The organism is Pseudomonas sp. yb_2, from assembly GCF_043103905.1.
Lineage (GTDB): Bacteria > Pseudomonadota > Gammaproteobacteria > Pseudomonadales > Pseudomonadaceae > Aquipseudomonas > Aquipseudomonas alloputida.
Genome location: NZ_JBICKH010000076.1, coordinates 114,135 through 131,025 on the forward strand (window position 1 = coordinate 114,135; position 16,891 = coordinate 131,025).

The window sequence follows — 16,891 nt, forward strand, 5'->3', positions numbered from 1 at the left end:
TATCACTAGGCCATCAATGATAGCCCATCCCTCAACCTGCGACGGCACCTGCCCATATTAAATCGACGCAAGTAAAACATTCATTTATTCCAATCCACACTTTATCGAACACTATTGACGCCATTAAATTTGCGCCAAAAGTGGGGTATTGAAATTTTTTTAAACACCCCTGCACACAATAAAAACGTCGCTATCGTGATCGGTAACTGGCCCGTTCTCCGGACCTGCAGTGCACCCTGGAGTTTGCAATGAAAACAGCCATGTTTACTGCTGTGGTCACCCCGTTGCTGCTGTTTACTGTGCCAACCGTTGGCTATGCCGAAACTTCCACCGCCCCGTTGTTCACCCTTGGCCTACAAGGGAGCTACACCCAACTGGAACTCAACGGCCGTAACAATGAAACCGAAGATATGCCCGAAGGTGGCTTATTCATTAACTACGGCAACAAGATGACGGCCACGCAAGGCCTTGTCTACCAGGCCGAGGCCAGTGGCATGTACTCGAAACAGCATGACCAGAAGCTCAAGGACGGCCAGGCCGACCTGGACCTGGGCTGGCGCTTGGCACTGGCCGAACGGCATTCAGTCGACCTGCTGCTGGGCGCCGGTTACAAATGGAACCGGTTGGAACCCAATACCAGCCGCCATGATGTCGACCTTACCAACCGCACGCCGTTCGCCAAACTGGCGGCGGGGTACAATTACCGCTTCAATAATGCCACCTTGCGTTTCGAAGCGGGCATACGCCAGGTTATCAATGGCGATTCGCAATTGAAAATACATGGCGTCAGCAACGAAGAGGTTGATTTGAAAGATACCACCAACCCCTTTGCCGAACTTAGCGTGCTGTTCAACCAACACGGTACTGTGCCGGTATACGCTTCGCTTTACTTCAGCCGCTACAACTATGAACTGGACGGGCAGTTCCTGATGACCGACTCGGACGAACAAACCCGTGACGAGTACGGCCTGAAAATAGGCGTCAGCTTTTAGCCAGGTGGCCGGCTGGCTGCCCGGCTTGCTCAGAACGGCCTGGGCACGCCCCTCCTGTCCATGCGCGACATGGTAGGCTTTGGCCTGGTGATCGCATTTGTCAGGGGCGGGCTTGCCCACGAAGCAGCCCGCACGGCATCCACTCAGATCGCCGTAGCCCCACCATCCACCGTCAGGCAATGCCCGGTGGTAAACGCCGCGCCGTCACTGCACAGGTACAGCACGGCGCTGGCGATTTCCTCGACCTTGCCAATGCGCCCTACCGGGTGCATGGCTGCGGCGAACTCGGCCTTGCGCGGGTCGGCCTGGTAAGCGCGGCGGAACATGTCGGTGTCGATCACGGCCGGGCACACGGCGTTCACGCGGATGCCCTTCTTGGCGTACTCGATGGCCGCCGACTTGGTCAGGCCGATGACCGCATGCTTGCTGGCGCTGTAGATGCTCATCTTTGGCGCCGCCCCTAGCCCCGCCACCGACGCGGTATTGACGATGGCCCCACCGCCTTGGGCCAGCAACAAGGGCAACTGATATTTCATGCACAACCACACGCCCTTCACGTTCACGCCCATGATGGCATCGAACTCCGCTTCGCTGCCTTCGGCCAGGCGGTGTTGCTCGATCTCGATCCCGGCGTTGTTGAAGGCGTAGTCCAGCCGGCCGTATGCGGCAATCAGGCGCTCATGCAACTGGCGCACCTCGGCGTCGCGGGTCACGTCGCAGGCAATGAACAGCGCTTCGCCGCCCGCCGCGTGGATCTGCGCCACGGTGGCCTCGCCGCCGACCGGGTCGAGGTCGGCCACCACCACTTTCATGCCCTCGTGGGCGAACGCCAGGGCGGTTGCCCGGCCGATACCGGCAGCCGCGCCGGTCACCAGGGCTACCTGGCCAGAAAACGTCATGCTCATCGCGTGCTCCCGTGAGGGTTTGGGGTGGGGTTCAGAGCATAGTCAGCCACCACTCGGCCGGGCAGCATCATCACAGCAACGGTTGGGCTACCATGCTTGTCAGTGATTTTAAGGAACCGTCTTCATCAACAAGGTAGATTGAACGCCTTACGCCCTCCACCGCCCACAAGGACCCGCCATGACCCAGACCAACCGCCGCTTCCTGCTTGCCAAACGCCCGGTCGGCGCCGTGCGCCGTGACGACTTCAGCTTCGAGACCGTACCCGCCGAACAACCCGGCGAAGGCCAGGTACTGGTGCGCAACCTGTACCTGTCGCTGGACCCGGCCATGCGCGGCTGGATGAACGAAGGCAAGTCCTACATCCCGCCCGTGGCCCTGGGCCAGGTAATGCGTGCGCTGGGCGTCGGTGAGGTGGTTGCCTCCAATCACCCCGGTTACCAGCCCGGCGACCACGTGAGCGGCGCCCTCGGTGTGCAGGACTACTTCACCGGCGAGCCCCAGGGCCTGCACAAGATCGACCCCAAGCTGGCCCCCCTGCCCCGTTACCTGTCAGCCTTGGGCATGACCGGCATGACCGCCTACTTCGCCCTGCTGGAGGTCGGCCAACCCAAAGCTGGCGACACCGTGGTCATTTCCGGCGCGGCCGGTGCGGTGGGCAGCATTGTCGGGCAGATTTCCAAGATCAAAGGCTGCCGCGTGGTCGGCATTGCCGGCGGTGCCGAGAAGTGCCAGTACCTGAAGGACGAGCTGGGCTTTGACGGCGTGATCGACTACAAGGCCGAAGACGTGCTGGCCGGCCTGAAGCGCGAATGCCCCAAAGGCGTGGACGTGTACTTCGACAACGTGGGCGGCGACATCCTCGATGCCGTGCTGACGCGCATCAACTTCAAGGCACGCATTGTGATTTGCGGCGCGATCAGCCAGTACAACAACAAAGAAGCGGTGAAAGGCCCGGCCAACTACCTGTCGCTGCTGGTGAACCGTGCGCGCATGGAAGGTTTTGTGGTGATGGATTACACCAAGGACTACGGCAAGGCCGCGCAGGAAATTGCCGGCTGGTTGGCCAATGGTCAGGTGAAGAGCAAAGAGGATGTGGTGGAAGGGCTGGAAACCTTCCCGGAGACCTTGTTGAAGCTGTTCAGCGGGGAGAATTTTGGCAAGTTGGTGTTGAAGGTTTAAACGCCCCTGCACGGCACCGATGGCCCGGCACAGGCCCTTGTAATCGGGTTCACCCGCGAAAGGGCCGGGCCTGCCGGCCAATTACCACCGGCCGTCCATAGTTGCCGCCGCTACCGTATTCGCGGGTAAACCCGCTCCTACACACGGATCGGGGGTGCAGCCACATCAGGGGCTCGACACAGGCATCGGTGGTTCGGCACAGGCCCTTGCTGGACAGCCGCAGGTTAATTACCCACGGATCTCCGCCACCACCGCTGCCAACGCTTGCGCAGGGTCTGCAGCCTGGCTGATCGGCCGGCCGATTACCAGGTAGTCCGAACCGGCATCCAGTGCCTGGCGTGGGGTGAGGATACGGCGCTGGTCATCCTGCGCGCTGCCCGCCGGGCGAATGCCCGGGGTCACCAATTGCAGCGAGGGGTGCGCCGCCTTCAGTGCCGGGGCCTCGAGCGCCGAGCACACCAAACCGTCCATACCCGCTTTTTCCGCCAACGCCGCCAAACGCAGCACTTGCTCCTGGGGGTCGACATCCAGGCCAATGCCGGCCAGGTCTTCACGCTCCATGCTGGTCAGCACGGTCACGCCAATCAGCAACGGCTGCGGGCCGCTGCGCTTGGCCAGCTCTTCACGGCAGGCCGCCATCATGCGCAGGCCACCGGAGCAATGCACGTTGACCATCCACACGCCCATCTCGGCGGCAGCCTTTACCGCCATGGCGGTGGTGTTGGGGATATCGTGGAACTTGAGGTCCAGGAACACTTCGAAGCCCTTGTCACACAGGGTTTCGACAATGCCCGAAGCGCTGCTGGTGAACAGCTCCTTGCCAACCTTCACCCGGCACAGCGCAGGGTCAAGCTGGTCAGCCAGCTTCAGGGCGGCCTCACGGGTAGGGAAATCCAGGGCGACGATCAGGGGCGTCTGGCAGGCGGACATGGGCAGGGTCTCTTGGCAAGTCGAAAACGGCGCGCATTGTAAACGAAGTGGCGCAGGCTTTGGGGCCCGCAGGTCACGGAATTGGCCCAACAAGGCCTGGCACCTATAATTGAACCAACGGAACGGGCAATTGCTCAAAATTCATGTAACCGTTGCCCACGGCCCGATCTAAGGAGAACGACAATGCCCTGGTATGCCTGGCTGATACTCATCATAGCCCTCGGCTCGATTGTCGGCGGGTTGATGCTGCTGCGCGACACGGCCAAGAAACTGCCGCTGACCGAAGAACAACTGCGCAAGGTACATGAGCGTAATGCCGAAGCGGATGCCAAGGACGCGCAGGACCGCTAAAGGCCGGGCCAGGGCATCACCCCGGCCCCTGCCCGCTTACTCCACCATCACCTTGTCCCGGTTGCGCTCCAGCAACGCATTGCCTATCCCCTTTATCTCCAGCAGCTCATCCACCGAAGCAAACGGCCCATTGGCCTCGCGGTAGGCCACGATAGCCTCCGCCTTGGCCTTGCCAATGCCGTTCAGCTCCTTTTGCAGGGTGAGTGCATCCGCCGTGTTCAAGTCCAGCCTTGGCGCCTGCTGGGCCTGGGCCTGGGCCACCACCGGCACCGGTTCGGGCACAGCCATGGTGCTGGCCGGGGCGGCGCTCAGGGAGAACGACAGACTGGCGAACAGCGGCAGCAGCAGGTACGACAGAACGTTATTGCGCATGGTCAACACTCCTTGGGTTGGTCATTTTCCAGCAACCGCTTTCCTTCGGCTGCGCAACCAACCCTAGCGGGTAACCTGGCCGCACAATACCCAACTACCCCGGCGAATGGTTACCGAATCGGTCAGCAAAACGCTCAACTTCGCCCACCCACAAACCGTGGCCGTTTCCGCCCCGCTCGGCCCGGCCCTGAACGCACAAGGCCCTGGCCCTGTGCCTGTAGCCAAATCCCCGTTTGTCCGATACCCGCTGCCCACCATTGCCCGGCCATTCCCCTACAACGCCCGCCGAACAAGGCCCGCCCGGTAAACCGCCCTCCCCCAGTCGGTAAGCCTCCCCCCGACAAACTGGCACGCCATTGCCCGCCTGCTAGATTTTTGAGCAATGGAAACCGGCCTGCTTCAAGGACCCGAGCAAGAGGATCACTGCCGTGCCCCTCAAGACCCTGACTGTTTTCGGTACCCGCCCAGAAGCCATCAAGATGGCCCCGCTAGCCCTGCAACTGGCGCAGGACAGCCGCTTCGAAGCCCGCGTGTGCGTCACCGGCCAGCACCGGCAAATGCTCGATCAGGTACTGGAGCTGTTCGGCATCAGCCCCGAATACGACTTGAACATCATGAAAGCCGGCCAGGACCTGACCGGTGTGACCACCGCCATCTTGCAAGGCATCCGACCGGTGCTGGCTGCGTTCAAGCCCGACGTGGTGCTGGTGCACGGCGACACCGCCACCACCTTTGCCACCAGCCTGGCGGCTTACTACCAGCAAATCCCCATTGCCCATGTAGAGGCCGGCCTGCGCACCAACAACCTGTATTCACCCTGGCCCGAAGAAGGCAACCGGCGCCTGACCGGGGCCCTTGCCGCGCTGCACTTCGCGCCCACCGCCACCTCGCGCGACAACCTGTTGCGCGAAGGCACCGATCCGGCGCAAATCTTCACCACCGGCAACACCGTGATCGACGCCTTGCTGGAGGTGGAGCAAAAGCTGCAAAGCCCCGCGCTGAAGGCCCGTTTCGCCAGCCACTTCAGTTACCTGGCAGCCGAGCGCCGGCTGTTGCTGGTCACCGGCCACCGGCGCGAGAACTTTGGTGGCGGCTTCGAGCGCATCTGCCAGGCCCTGGTGCAGATTGCACGGCAATTCCCCGAGTTGGACGTGGTGTACCCGGTCCACCTCAACCCCAACGTGCGTGAGCCGGTCAACCGGCTGTTGGGGGATGTAAGCAACATCCACCTTGTCGAACCGCTGGATTACCTGCCGTTCGTTTACCTCATGACCCGGGCCTATGTGATTCTGACCGACTCGGGTGGCATTCAGGAGGAAGCGCCGGCCCTGGGCAAACCTGTGCTGGTGATGCGCGACACCACCGAGCGCCCGGAAGCCGTGGCGGCAGGTACGGTCAAGCTGGTGGGCACCGAAGTAGCATCGATTGTCCGGGCGTTGAGTACCTTGCTGACCGATGAGGCGGCGTATCGCGAAATGAGCTTCGCCCATAACCCCTATGGCGATGGCAAAGCCTGCGCGCGCATACGCGAAGCCCTGGCCACCTGGACCACCCCCCACCGCTCAATGTAGGAGCGGGTTCACCCGCGAATACGATATCCGCAGCCCCGCTGCCCCCCAGTAAAAACTGGCCAGCAGCCCCCCTTCCGCGTGTCCCCCCAACAACAGTCAACAATCACGACGAAGAGATTTGCCTTGGAATGCACATTCCGCACGTCAGACTTTCCTGAAACCCCGCCCCACCTCTTCAACTCGGACAACCAAGCGAACTATCCTACGCGCCAGTCAGAAGCAGCTGAATTGTCGGGGAAATGCCTCAGGGATAACGTCACCGGGTCGCCATGTTGGTGACCGGGTGTGAGAACCCGTTGTGCACTGCTGCTCTACTGTTCAATGGCAGCCATTCGCGGGCAAGCTTCGGCTTGGCCGTTTTCAGTGCATCGGTTTCTCACCCCGCGCAATGGCTGCCACCTTTGTCCGTGAGAAAGATCGAGGTGGTGGGTTCTGTCAACGCACTGGAATCTCACCATGAAAAACAACAACCAATCCCCCCTCGTCACCGCAGGCATCGAAACCTTCCTCGAAGCCGGCAACCCCACCCTGAACCTGCTGCGCGTCCAACCCGGCATCCCCGTCGATGACGCCTATGAACACGTCTCCGTCCTGCTGGGCTACTGCAAGCACTTGGTACGCGAAGGTGACATGGAAGACGACCACAAGATGCTAGGCGCAGCGGATTACCTGCTGGCCACCGCAAAAGCCCTGATGAACGACATCGAGATTGCGAAAAACAGGCACCACTGAAGGGAATGACGCGAGACCAGGCGAGGCTATGCCTCGCCTGCAGTGAAAGGAAATGGGCGTTATCAGGCCAGATGTGGCAAGGGCAAACCCCGCCCCACTGTAGGAGCGGGCTTGCCCGCGAACACCGGCACAGCCGGTGCCATCCCCCCCAAGCCTACAAGATCCCCCCCCACCCGCCGCTCAAATCTCACTGCGCGGATAAACACTGATAAACGCCGAGATGGCAATTGCATCCCCATCATCCACCTTCACCCGCGGGCTCTGCCCCGAGCGTTTGATATCGGAGGCAAAATCAGCGGTCTTGAATGCCTGCTCAAGCTCGTCACCGCCCACCCCGGCATAAACGACCACCTGGGTACCAGTATTGTGCTTCTGCAGAGCCAACTGCTTGATCTGAACCTGCACACCCGCCTTGGTCAGCGCAACGGCAATTTCCTTGGCAAAGCGCACGGCTTCCTTGTCATCCTTGTGGATATTCAGCAACACCACCGGCGCCAGCGTCTTAGCCTTCAGCTCGCCCGCCAATGCCTTGAACGCATCATGCGCCTGCGGCGTCAGTGCCCTGGGCTTCAGGCTGGCTTCCAGCTTCAACCGCTCGGCCCTCTCGCGCTCCAGTTCGGCCCTGAGCGCATCGTTCTGCTCCATGAGCTGCTCGATCTCCAGCCTGGCCTGCACGTCCGACTCCTGGACGACAGTAACTACCTGCGCCCCCCGGGAAACGGGCACTTCGGCTTGCTGGTTTTTTACATCCGAGGTCATATGGGCAATGATCATCGCACTGGCGGCGATCAGCGCAGCGATTACCGCAGTGGCAGAGGCTATGGCATGGATAAGGCTGGCTGCGTCTGCTGAAATATCAGGCATAAACAACTTCTTGAGGTTAAGGATTTTCATAGCTTCACGTTAAGGGAGACGCGCCGTAATTGGCACACCTCGATTACTCATAGCGCTTCAAAAAGCGAGCGTAACCATAGCAGAGGCTATACATTTGAATGACTTACGATAGCATTTAAACGATAAAAACTCTGTTCGGCTTCAAGCATACGCCTACCTACACCCGTTAAAGACTCTTGGCGCTAGGAAGAATCAACCCCGGTGCCGACTGCGGAAGTGGTTGATCAGTCCCTGCGTGGACCCATCTTCAGCATTCTCTTCAACGCTTCCGATCAAGCGCTGATAGACCCCATCACCTAACTCCTTGCCGAGTTCCACGCCCCACTGGTCAAACGCGTTGATGCCCCAGATAACGCTTTGAACGAAGACTTTGTGTTCGTACATGGCTACCAAGGCACCCAAACGTCGTGGACTGATGCGCTCGACCACCAAGGTATTACTCGGGCGGTTGCCTGGAATAACCTTGTGTGGTGCCAACCTTTCGATATCTGTTTCGCTCAAGCCTTGGCCGCGCAGTTCAGCTTCGGCCTCATCACGCGTTTTGCCCAGCATCAACGCCTGGCTCTGCGAAAGGCAGTTGGCGTACAGCCACTGGTGATGGTCCGCTACGGGATTGAAGCTCACTACTGGTACGATGAAGTCAGCTGGAATCAGCTGAGTGCCTTGATGCAAAAGTTGGTGGTAGGCGTGTTGCCCGTTGCAGCCAACACCACCCCAGATTACCGGCCCGGTCTCAGTTTTGACGGGTGTGCCATCCTGCAAAATACTCTTACCATTGGACTCCATATCCAACTGCTGTAAGTGTTTGGTGATGTTGCGCAGGTAGTGATCATACGGCAGGATCGCGTGGCTATGCGCCCCCCAGAAGTTGCCGTACCACACGCCCAGCAAAGCCAGCAACACTGGCATGTTTTCACTGAAAGGCGCGGACTGGAAATGCTGGTCCATAGCATGCGCACCAGATAACAGTTCCTTGAAATTTGCAGTACCGATCGCCAGGGCAATCGGCAGGCCGATTGCCGACCACAGTGAATAACGTCCACCCACCCAATCCCACATTGGGAAGATGTTTTCCTCTCGAATACCGAAAGCTAATGCAGCAGACCTATTGCTCGAGACAGCGATGAAATGACGATAAAGTTCAGCCTCCGTACCACCCTGCGCCAAGTACCACGTACGCGCTGCGGTAGCGTTCTTCAGGGTTTCAAGGGTGTTGAACGACTTCGACGAAACTATAAACAACGTGGTTTCAGCGCGCAGATTGGCGGACAGCTCATGGAACTCGCTACCGTCGATATTTGCGAGATAGTGGCAGCGCACGCCACGGTGGGCATAGGGCAGCAACGCTTCGGAAACCAACTCGGGGCCGAGGAACGAACCGCCAATTCCGATATTGACCACGTCAGTAATCGGTTTTTCGGTGTAACCGCGCCACAGACCATTGTGGATACGACCGACCAAATCGGTAATCTTGTTAAGTACCTTGTGCACCTCGGGAATGATGTCCACCCCGTTGATATACAGCTTGTCAGCCACTGGCCGGCGCAATGCCGTGTGAAGCACCGGACGACCTTCGGTAGCGTTGATGACTTCACCGCCGAGCATCGACCGGATCGCACCCTGAAGGCCCACCTCGCTGGCCAAGTTCACCAACAAGTCACGAGTCTGGTCGGTGATCAGGTTTTTCGAATAATCCAGGAACAGGCCGCAGCTACTCAGGGAAAATCGGTCGAAACGATCGACATCGTTGCTAAAGGCTTCACGCATACTGAAGCCTTGCATGGCATCGCGGTGTTGCTGAAGCGCCTTCCAGGTTGGCAAAGCAGTGACATCGTGGGGTGTACGGTAAAACGCCATTGCAGGGAGATCCTTGATGCTGGGTGATGCTTGAACCCAGCAGTCATTGCCAGGTTCAGATTCGGCGCCATTATAGGCATTGAGCACGCGTGGGAAAGGGAAAAGCCCGAATGATTAGCTTTCAAGGGCGAGGAAAAGCCCGTTTTTTCTGGTGGAGGAACATCCTAAATCAGATGTATTACGCTCAGAGCTGCTCTGATCCGCCCTTCTCAGTAAACCCTGATCAACCTGGCAAAAAATTGTAGAATCGGATCAACCACGCGTAGCGAGGGAATGCTGCTTACCCCCTCACCACTCCCTATGGGCCCCTCCCCATGGACATATTGAGTAAAAAATGATCAGAATCACCCCCGCAATCGAATGCTCGAACCTGGCTCCTTTTGTCCTGTTCGGTGGTATCAACGTCCTTGAGTCCGAAGACCTCGCCCTGAAAGCATGCGCGGAATACGTACGCGTTACAGAGAAGCTGGGTATCCCGTATGTTTTCAAGGCCAGCTTTGACAAAGCCAATCGCTCTTCCATCCATTCCTTCCGCGGCCCGGGCATGGAAGAAGGATTGCGCATCTTTGAAAAGGTGAAAGCTGAGTTCAGCGTCCCGGTCATCACCGACGTTCACGAAATTTATCAAACTACCCCGGTTGCTGAAGTGGTTGATGTGTTGCAGCTTCCTGCCTTCCTTGCGCGGCAAACTGACCTTGTGGTCGCGCTGGCCAAGACTGGCAAACCTGTCAATATCAAGAAGCCCCAGTTCCTTAGCCCATCGCAAATGCAAAACATCGTGCACAAATTCAAGGAGGCTGGTAACGACCAGTTAATTCTCTGCGATCGCGGTGCTTGCATGGGCTACGACAATCTGGTTGTAGACATGCTTGGCTTTGGCGTGATGAAGCGCACGTGCAATGACCTGCCGATCATTTTTGACGTGACGCACGCCCTGCAGAATCGCGACCCATCCGGTGCTGCTTCCGGCGGCCGACGTGAGCAAATCGTCGATCTTGCGCGCGCAGGCATGGGCGTGGGCTTGGCTGGCCTGTTCCTGGAAGCGCACCCGAATCCGGATCAGGCCAAGTGCGATGGTCCTAGCGCACTTCCATTAGATAAGTTGGAACCGTTCCTCGCGCAGATTAAAGCGCTGGATGACTTAATCAAATCTTTTCCGCCACTGATTATTTCTTGATTGGATCCAGAGTAGCCTAAAGCCAGCCTAACTACCATTGACTTCTTTTACGCGTTTTTCAACAGATGCTCCTAAATGATGAGGTTAAGCTAGCTACCTGCTGAAGCCTCATCATTTAGGGATGGTAAAAAGTGAAAAAGAGGCGACTTTACACATTCGAGCATCGCTGGGGACTTAGGCATATATTATAAAATATTGCTTAAGGCAATATATCATTTGGCCATATATGACGTACAGCGATTCAGCGTCTCGTGATCTCGCAGGAAATAATGGTACGACGACTAGCGGCGCTAGCAGCTTGAATGCCCAGAGCCCCCTCCACCTCATCGGACGACGGGCTCAGCTTCTCGTATCAGTTACACGCAGACTTTTCCCAGCCTTGCTGAATCCTCGCTGCCCCATGGTGCATCTGCGCAAGGAACTGATCGCCAAGCCCCGTGAGCCGCTCACAGATCATTTCCTCTTGATAACGGGGTCTTACCGTGTAAAAGTTGAAAATACTGGAGACGCCTTCGAGAAATGCTGGATTGCATTGAAAGTAAAGGGCTGGAGCTTTGGTTGAGCGGAAGCCGTTTACCTTACTGGGCGATTGAAAGGTGAAGAGGTCAGGATCTTGGCCCGGCAGTAACAGAATCGACCAATGCTCCAGGAAAAGATCAAGAGCTGTCATGAACTGCTTTTTCACCTAAAGGCCATTCAGCTAAAATCATCAAACAATATAACGCAAAACTTAGTTGGGGTTTATTTAATGGGGTCTCGCTATTCTGAAACTGCCTCTCTTCCAAAGACAGTTAACCACAAAAACCTTCACATGGCATCATCTTGGATTGAAATGGAACCCAGTTCAATCCTAGAGCTTGGCCTGGACGTTAAACTAACCAAGGCAAACATCACAATTGGCGAAGGATCCGAACTTAGAATTGGCGGCATGAGCGAGATTCGCGGAAGAATCATCGTAGCGCCAGGGTGCAAGGTTATTATCGGCGAGGGGCTAATCTGCAACGGCGACATAAAAATTCATGCGTCCGAAAATAGCAATGTGACTATTGGAAAAGACTGCCTATTTGCCAACCCTCAACTACTCTCATCAGACATGCATTCAATTTTCGCGGAAAATGGAGAGCGCATCAACTACTCTCGAGATATCCTACTTGGCGACAGGGTCTGGCTTGCTACCAATGCGTTAATTCTTAAGGGCGCGCAAATCTCGAATGACACCGTTGTAGGAGCCGGCGCAGTTGTAAGCGGTCGGCATCCAAGCAACGTCGTAATTGGCGGAAACCCTGCAAAAGTCATAAAGAGCGGAATCACATGGTCTAGATTTCTTGTAGCAGGTAGACCGGTTAAATTTGGAGATGATTTCTCCCAAAGTACGCTTAGCTTAGCCGCCCGCGAGTCAAGACATAAAGATGTTTTAGCTATGGGCATGGCAGCTTGGGACCACTGGAGCGAAATGGACATAAGCAATCACTACATATTTTACTACCTAGCCAAAAGCCTTCTATTAACAGCCTTCATCAAAGGAAACTCATCCGCCATTGTAAATGGATATACAGTTAGCTTGCGAGACATTTATGATTGCTTAATTCTATCATTTGAAATAACAAACCGCCGAAACTTTCCGTGCGCGGCCTACGCCTACTTGGCTGCACAAATGCTAGGCCTTTCAGATAGCGCTAAGTCTTTGTATAACGAAGTAAAGCAATCCTGGAGCCATATTGACGGAAACACTTTTAAATTCACTGGTTAGAATGCTCAATACCACTGCTTAGAATAAAATTTCAACCCACTTAGCGCCAGATCGAACACCCAGGACGCCCAAGCCTGAACCGAGCAATGCGAGATAGCGTAGCCCCTATGCCAAGCCCCTGATCGATGCAGCAACAACATAGAGGCTAGCGAAACAGCGGAGCGCTCGACCAGGCGCTCCACGCCCTTTGAATCCTTCGCACCCAAGGACATAACGAATTGATAGTTGCAAAAAAAATCTAGAAATGATAAGAAGATTACGCCATTCGTCTTAAAAATAGACAGCAAACCAGAACTTTACTTCGTCATTGGTGTACCTCTCTTGACGCTCATACCTCCTGACGCTTACCCTTCTGCCCCTTACGAACAGGGAAGGTTCCGGAATATCCGCGCGAAATAGCCCGCAGGACGGGACTTTCCTGAAGATGAATTCCGGCGTGCCTAGGCGCGCCGCATTGTTTTGCGGTCGCAATCTTGAAGCCTCGTTCGTCTCTGCAGATCCAGAAATCCGTCATCTTTGCCCTCGTCCTACGCGAGGCACGTGCTCGTGTCGGCGACACACGCCTAGGCGCGCTGTGGATGCTACTCGAGCCCCTGGTTCACCTCCTTCTTTTTTCTCTGCTGTTCGCACTGATTCGAGGCCGCACCGTTTCCGGTGTCGAATACCCGGTATTCATTTTGGTTGGCCTAGCCCCATTCCTGCTCTATCGCAATACCGCCCTACGTTTAATGGACAGTCTTCGCGAAAACCGTTCGTTGTTTGGCTACAAGCAGATCAAACCACTCGATACATATATCGCACGCGTTATTGTCGAGACCTGCATTGCCGTCACCGTTTACACCATGCTGCTGTTTGGGTTCGCATGGGCAGGCTTCGATATGTCGATTAAAAGTCCATTGCAATGGGTCGCCAACTTGCTGTTAGGCCTTATGTTTGCGCTTGGATTGGGCATGCTTCTAGCGCTTATCACTCACGCCCTTCCTAGCATAAAAATCGTTATTCGCATGGCATTTTTTCCACTGTATTTCATTTCTGGTGTGCTGGTTCCTGCGTCTTACCTACCCCAGGCAATGATGCCTCTGTTACTGCTGAACCCGTTCCTGCACATCCTCGAACTGATTCGCGCGGAGGTGCTGCCTCATTACACCCCGGTAGATGGCGTGTCCGAGACCTATGTCATCAGCTTCACATTGATTTTGCTGTTCCTTTCTCTGGGGGCCTACCGCGCCCGCAGGATGCACCTGATTTCCACGAAAAACGGTTAAGTACAGGCCAAACGTGTTCGAGCTTAGAAACGTAACCAAGTCGTATCTGACACCCAACGGCCGACGGTATGTCTTCCGCAATCTCTCAATGGCCATACCGCCAGGGAAAAACATCGGACTTATAGGACGCAATGGTGCGGGCAAGTCGACGCTCATGCGCCTGCTCGGCGGGGCGGATGTGCCCGACTCTGGCACAATTGTCACTGATCGCAGCATCTCCTGGCCGGTTGGCCTGACAGGCGGCTTTCAAGGCAGCATGACAGGCCGTGACAACGTGAAGTTCGTGTGCCGTATTTACGGCGCAATCGGCGACGCCATGCGCGAAAAAATTCGATACGTACAAGAATTTGCAGAAATTGGCGACTGGATAGACGAACCGATCAAGACATACTCCTCCGGCATGCGCTCGCGCCTAGCGTTTGGCTTGAGCATGGCATTCGACTTTGATTACTACCTGATCGATGAAGTGATGTCGGTGGGTGATGCGCAGTTCAAGCGCAAATGCGCAGAAGTTTTCAAGGAGAGATTGCGGAAGTCAAACGTCGTCTTAGTCTCCCACTCAATGCCGGAAATTGAAAAGTTATGCGACATCGTTCTGCTGGTACGTGATGGCGGTATCCAAATCTATGACGATGTCTCTGAAGGCATAAAAGCCTATAACGGATGACCCTTCCTTTCCAACATAGCAGCACGGTTCCAATCCAAGGATGCATCACATATGAGCAGTACAGGTAAACTCAAGGGCTGGCGCCTAGGAATTGGCATGGTGGTCTTGCCAATGATCCTGGCGGCCATTTATTACGGCGGGTTCGCCATCGACCGCTACGTTAGCTCTGCCCAGGTAGTGGTTCGCCAAGACGGCGGCAATCAGGGTGCGCAAGTCCCCGGCTTAGCCACACTGCTGACAGGTAATAATCCAGCCTCACGAGAAGAGACCCTTTACCTGCGCGAATACATTGTGTCAACTGACATGATGCTACTGCTCGAAGACCGACTCCACTGGGTACAGCAATACTCTGCTCAACGCAGTGACATTTTCTTCTGGCTCGACAAGGATGCAGATCGCGAAGACCTGCTTAAGTACTACCAGCGGATGGTCTCGGCACATTATGACGAAACCACAGGTCTACTGCGAGTCGAAGTGCAAGCCTTCACACCAGAGCTTTCCGAACAAATGCTGCGCACTATCCTCAAGGCAAGCGAGCAGTTCGTAAACGAAGTCAGTCATAGTATTGCCCGCGAGCAAATGAAATTCGCCAAAGGTGAACTGGAAACTGCGCGCCTCAATTATGCTCAGCGCAAAACTGAGCTGATAAATTTCCAGAACATCAACAAGGTACTTGACGGTGGTAACACTGCCCAAAGCCGTGCCAGTATTATTGCCGAGCTTGAAGGACAGTACACCAAGGAACAGGCAACTCTCACTGAAATGCAGTTTAAGCTGCGCGCCGATGCACCTCAGGTCAAGCAGCAAATACAGAAAGTCAACGCCATCACGCAGCAACTGGCCAAAGAAAAACGCCTGCTCGTGTCTTCGCCCAATGGCTCGCAATTGAACGTTGTTGCCTCTCGATTCCAGCAGCTTACCCTGGATTCAGGTATCGCCGAAGAGAGCTATAAGACAGCCGTGGCCGCTCTTGATAACGCGCGCATCGAAGCCAGTAAAAAAATACGCACTCTGGTTACTGTCGTCAGCCCCAACACCCCCCAATTGGCTCTATATCCAGAGCGACTGTACAACCTGGCAACCATATTACTCGGCCTGCTAATGCTGTACGGCATCACCCGCTTCATCCTGGCTTCTATCGAGGATCATCGTGATTAAATCCATTGTTGCATCCCACAACTTCAAGGTGAAATTGGCAGCACTGACTCTCGCAGCCCTAAGCCTGGCTGGATGTGGCGGCACCCTATCGGGCGCAGGCCCATACAAGGGTGATATCGAGAGCAAAAATGAGTCGTATAACCTCGTTGATATCAATGCCAACACCATTGCGCCATATATGCGCCCTACCGTGCGGCCTGCTCAATCCAGTATCGCCAAGCCAGTAGCACCTACCGCGCGGCTGATGCCCGGAGATATTCTCAATGTGCTGATCACCGACAACGCTCCGGAAGGTTCGGCGCTGTTCGCACCGTTGGCTACTGGCGGCACGCAACTTAAGACTCGAATCGATGATCAAGGTACAATTTCGCTGCCTTACGTTGGTCGTCAGTATGTAGCCGGCATGACACTCATCCAAGTTGAGAACATGATTCGCAAGCAGCTTAAAGGCGTAACAACTGATGTGCAGACCCACGTTGAGCTGGTAGGGGATTTGTCAGGTTCAGTGCTGGTCGCGGGCGCCGTGAAGACACCCGGTCGTTTCAGTACACTTCAAGGACCGCTGACATTGTTGGACGCTGTCAACCAAGCAGGCGGGCCAGTTTTAGAACCGCACTTGGTCAATGTCACCGTTCGCACGGGCAGCCAAGTTCAGCAGTTCAACTATGAAGATGTACTGGCGGGCAACAACATGGTTCTACGTCCGAACTCAGAAGTCGTGCTGGACCGCGCGCGTCAACGTTTTGTGGCCATGGGTGCAGTTGGCGAACCCGGCCTGAAAGATTTGCCATCTCAGAATACAAGCTTACTTGATGCTTTGGGCAGCGTAGGTGGTCTGCGTGAAGCAAATGCCAACCCAGAAGGTGTATTTGTGTTCCGCATGCCTGAAGGCACCGCTAATGCAAAACCAACAGTTCTTCGACTGGACATGCGCGATCCTGCAGCGTTGTTTTATGCGCGCCAGATCATGATAAAACCAGATGACACAATTTATGTAACTAATGCGGCAGTCTACGAGTGGCAAAAAATCATTTCGCCAATTGTACAGACCATGGTAATGGGGCGTGCAGTAAGCGCTTACTAAGCTTCT

At 55.9% G+C, this 16,891-nt stretch carries 16 protein-coding genes; 11 read left to right on the top strand and 5 right to left on the bottom strand.

Annotated features, from left to right (window positions below; all coding sequences use genetic code 11):
- Nucleotides 1-248 precede the first annotated feature (248 nt).
- Entirely contained in the window at nt 249-992 is a 744-nt protein-coding gene (locus tag ACF8FB_RS20650; protein ID WP_266025038.1) for a hypothetical protein, read from the top strand.
- A 143-nt stretch (nt 993-1,135) separates the two neighbouring features.
- Here the strand turns inward: ACF8FB_RS20650 and ACF8FB_RS20655 are convergent, their stop codons facing one another.
- Nucleotides 1,136-1,897 carry an SDR family oxidoreductase gene (locus tag ACF8FB_RS20655; protein ID WP_064491201.1) on the bottom strand — a complete coding sequence of 254 codons (762 nt, stop codon included), beginning with the start codon at nt 1,895-1,897 and terminating at the stop codon, nt 1,136-1,138.
- A gap of 178 nt (nt 1,898-2,075) precedes the next feature.
- Between ACF8FB_RS20655 and ACF8FB_RS20660 the strand changes: the two genes are divergently transcribed.
- Nucleotides 2,076-3,077 (top strand): NADP-dependent oxidoreductase, encoded by a 1,002-nt coding sequence (locus tag ACF8FB_RS20660; protein ID WP_392511796.1) that lies wholly within the window; start codon nt 2,076-2,078, stop codon nt 3,075-3,077.
- Nucleotides 3,078-3,305: 228 nt separating this feature from the next.
- On the opposite strand, the gene pyrF is transcribed toward ACF8FB_RS20660, so the two are convergent.
- A complete protein-coding gene (gene pyrF / locus ACF8FB_RS20665) occupies nt 3,306-4,007 on the bottom strand; it encodes an orotidine-5'-phosphate decarboxylase (protein WP_010952851.1) in 702 nt (233 codons plus the stop codon).
- A gap of 183 nt (nt 4,008-4,190) precedes the next feature.
- Here pyrF and ACF8FB_RS20670 point away from each other — a divergent pair, with 183 nt between their 5' ends.
- Nucleotides 4,191-4,358 carry a DUF2897 family protein gene (locus tag ACF8FB_RS20670; RefSeq protein ID WP_010952850.1) on the top strand — a complete coding sequence of 56 codons (168 nt, stop codon included), beginning with the start codon at nt 4,191-4,193 and terminating at the stop codon, nt 4,356-4,358.
- Nucleotides 4,359-4,394: 36 nt separating this feature from the next.
- Here the strand turns inward: ACF8FB_RS20670 and ACF8FB_RS20675 are convergent, their stop codons facing one another.
- A complete protein-coding gene (locus tag ACF8FB_RS20675; protein WP_020193049.1) occupies nt 4,395-4,730 on the bottom strand; it encodes a helix-hairpin-helix domain-containing protein in 336 nt (111 codons plus the stop codon).
- 428 nt (nt 4,731-5,158) lie between these two features.
- Between ACF8FB_RS20675 and wecB the strand changes: the two genes are divergently transcribed.
- Together wecB and ACF8FB_RS20685 are read left to right on the top strand one after the other, a co-directional pair.
- Nucleotides 5,159-6,301 carry a non-hydrolyzing UDP-N-acetylglucosamine 2-epimerase gene (gene wecB / locus ACF8FB_RS20680; protein ID WP_392511799.1) on the top strand — a complete coding sequence of 381 codons (1,143 nt, stop codon included), beginning with the start codon at nt 5,159-5,161 and terminating at the stop codon, nt 6,299-6,301.
- Nucleotides 6,302-6,757: 456 nt separating this feature from the next.
- The gene (locus ACF8FB_RS20685; protein WP_350298738.1) at nt 6,758-7,033 is read left to right on the top strand and encodes a DUF3077 domain-containing protein; all 276 of its coding nucleotides are present in this window, start codon (nt 6,758-6,760) and stop codon (nt 7,031-7,033) included.
- Nucleotides 7,034-7,213: 180 nt separating this feature from the next.
- Here the strand turns inward: ACF8FB_RS20685 and ACF8FB_RS20690 are convergent, their stop codons facing one another.
- Together ACF8FB_RS20690 and pgi are read right to left on the bottom strand one after the other, a co-directional pair.
- A complete protein-coding gene (locus ACF8FB_RS20690; RefSeq protein ID WP_392511801.1) occupies nt 7,214-7,927 on the bottom strand; it encodes a hypothetical protein in 714 nt (237 codons plus the stop codon).
- Between the two features lie 192 nt (nt 7,928-8,119).
- On the bottom strand, nt 8,120-9,784 hold the full coding sequence (gene pgi, locus ACF8FB_RS20695; RefSeq protein ID WP_392511803.1) for a glucose-6-phosphate isomerase: 1,665 nt from the start codon (nt 9,782-9,784) through the stop codon (nt 8,120-8,122).
- Between the two features lie 334 nt (nt 9,785-10,118).
- Here pgi and kdsA point away from each other — a divergent pair, with 334 nt between their 5' ends.
- The 6 genes from kdsA to ACF8FB_RS20725 all read left to right on the top strand — a co-directional run bounded on the left by kdsA (nt 10,119) and on the right by ACF8FB_RS20725 (nt 16,885).
- Nucleotides 10,119-10,961 (top strand): 3-deoxy-8-phosphooctulonate synthase, encoded by an 843-nt coding sequence (gene kdsA / locus ACF8FB_RS20700; protein ID WP_392511805.1) that lies wholly within the window; start codon nt 10,119-10,121, stop codon nt 10,959-10,961.
- A 640-nt stretch (nt 10,962-11,601) separates the two neighbouring features.
- Nucleotides 11,602-12,711 (top strand): acyltransferase, encoded by a 1,110-nt coding sequence (locus tag ACF8FB_RS20705; protein WP_392511807.1) that lies wholly within the window; start codon nt 11,602-11,604, stop codon nt 12,709-12,711.
- 473 nt (nt 12,712-13,184) lie between these two features.
- On the top strand, nt 13,185-13,976 hold the full coding sequence (locus tag ACF8FB_RS20710; RefSeq protein WP_392511808.1) for an ABC transporter permease: 792 nt from the start codon (nt 13,185-13,187) through the stop codon (nt 13,974-13,976).
- A gap of 88 nt (nt 13,977-14,064) precedes the next feature.
- Entirely contained in the window at nt 14,065-14,643 is a 579-nt protein-coding gene (locus ACF8FB_RS20715) for an ABC transporter ATP-binding protein (protein ID WP_392511810.1), read from the top strand.
- Between the two features lie 51 nt (nt 14,644-14,694).
- Nucleotides 14,695-15,801 carry an ABC transporter permease gene (locus ACF8FB_RS20720; RefSeq protein WP_392511812.1) on the top strand — a complete coding sequence of 369 codons (1,107 nt, stop codon included), beginning with the start codon at nt 14,695-14,697 and terminating at the stop codon, nt 15,799-15,801.
- Nucleotides 15,794-16,885 carry a polysaccharide biosynthesis/export family protein gene (locus tag ACF8FB_RS20725; protein ID WP_392511814.1) on the top strand — a complete coding sequence of 364 codons (1,092 nt, stop codon included), beginning with the start codon at nt 15,794-15,796 and terminating at the stop codon, nt 16,883-16,885. Before ACF8FB_RS20720 ends, ACF8FB_RS20725 begins: the two co-directional genes overlap by 8 nt.
- Nucleotides 16,886-16,891 lie beyond the last annotated feature (6 nt).

Bases quoted from the DNA above. Each gene is read 5' to 3' on its own strand.
- ACF8FB_RS20650 (WP_266025038.1), top strand. From the start codon at position 249: ATGAAAACAGCCATGTTTACTGCTGTGGTCACCCCGTTGCTGCTGTTT.
- ACF8FB_RS20655 (WP_064491201.1), bottom strand. From the start codon at position 1,897: ATGAGCATGACGTTTTCTGGCCAGGTAGCCCTGGTGACCGGCGCGGCT.
- ACF8FB_RS20660 (WP_392511796.1), top strand. From the start codon at position 2,076: ATGACCCAGACCAACCGCCGCTTCCTGCTTGCCAAACGCCCGGTCGGC.
- pyrF (WP_010952851.1), bottom strand. From the start codon at position 4,007: ATGTCCGCCTGCCAGACGCCCCTGATCGTCGCCCTGGATTTCCCTACC.
- ACF8FB_RS20670 (WP_010952850.1), top strand. From the start codon at position 4,191: ATGCCCTGGTATGCCTGGCTGATACTCATCATAGCCCTCGGCTCGATT.
- ACF8FB_RS20675 (WP_020193049.1), bottom strand. From the start codon at position 4,730: ATGCGCAATAACGTTCTGTCGTACCTGCTGCTGCCGCTGTTCGCCAGT.
- ACF8FB_RS20685 (WP_350298738.1), top strand. From the start codon at position 6,758: ATGAAAAACAACAACCAATCCCCCCTCGTCACCGCAGGCATCGAAACC.
- ACF8FB_RS20690 (WP_392511801.1), bottom strand. From the start codon at position 7,927: ATGAAAATCCTTAACCTCAAGAAGTTGTTTATGCCTGATATTTCAGCA.
- pgi (WP_392511803.1), bottom strand. From the start codon at position 9,784: ATGGCGTTTTACCGTACACCCCACGATGTCACTGCTTTGCCAACCTGG.
- kdsA (WP_392511805.1), top strand. From the start codon at position 10,119: ATGATCAGAATCACCCCCGCAATCGAATGCTCGAACCTGGCTCCTTTT.
- ACF8FB_RS20705 (WP_392511807.1), top strand. From the start codon at position 11,602: ATGCTCCAGGAAAAGATCAAGAGCTGTCATGAACTGCTTTTTCACCTA.
- ACF8FB_RS20715 (WP_392511810.1), top strand. From the start codon at position 14,065: ATGGCCATACCGCCAGGGAAAAACATCGGACTTATAGGACGCAATGGT.
- ACF8FB_RS20720 (WP_392511812.1), top strand. From the start codon at position 14,695: ATGAGCAGTACAGGTAAACTCAAGGGCTGGCGCCTAGGAATTGGCATG.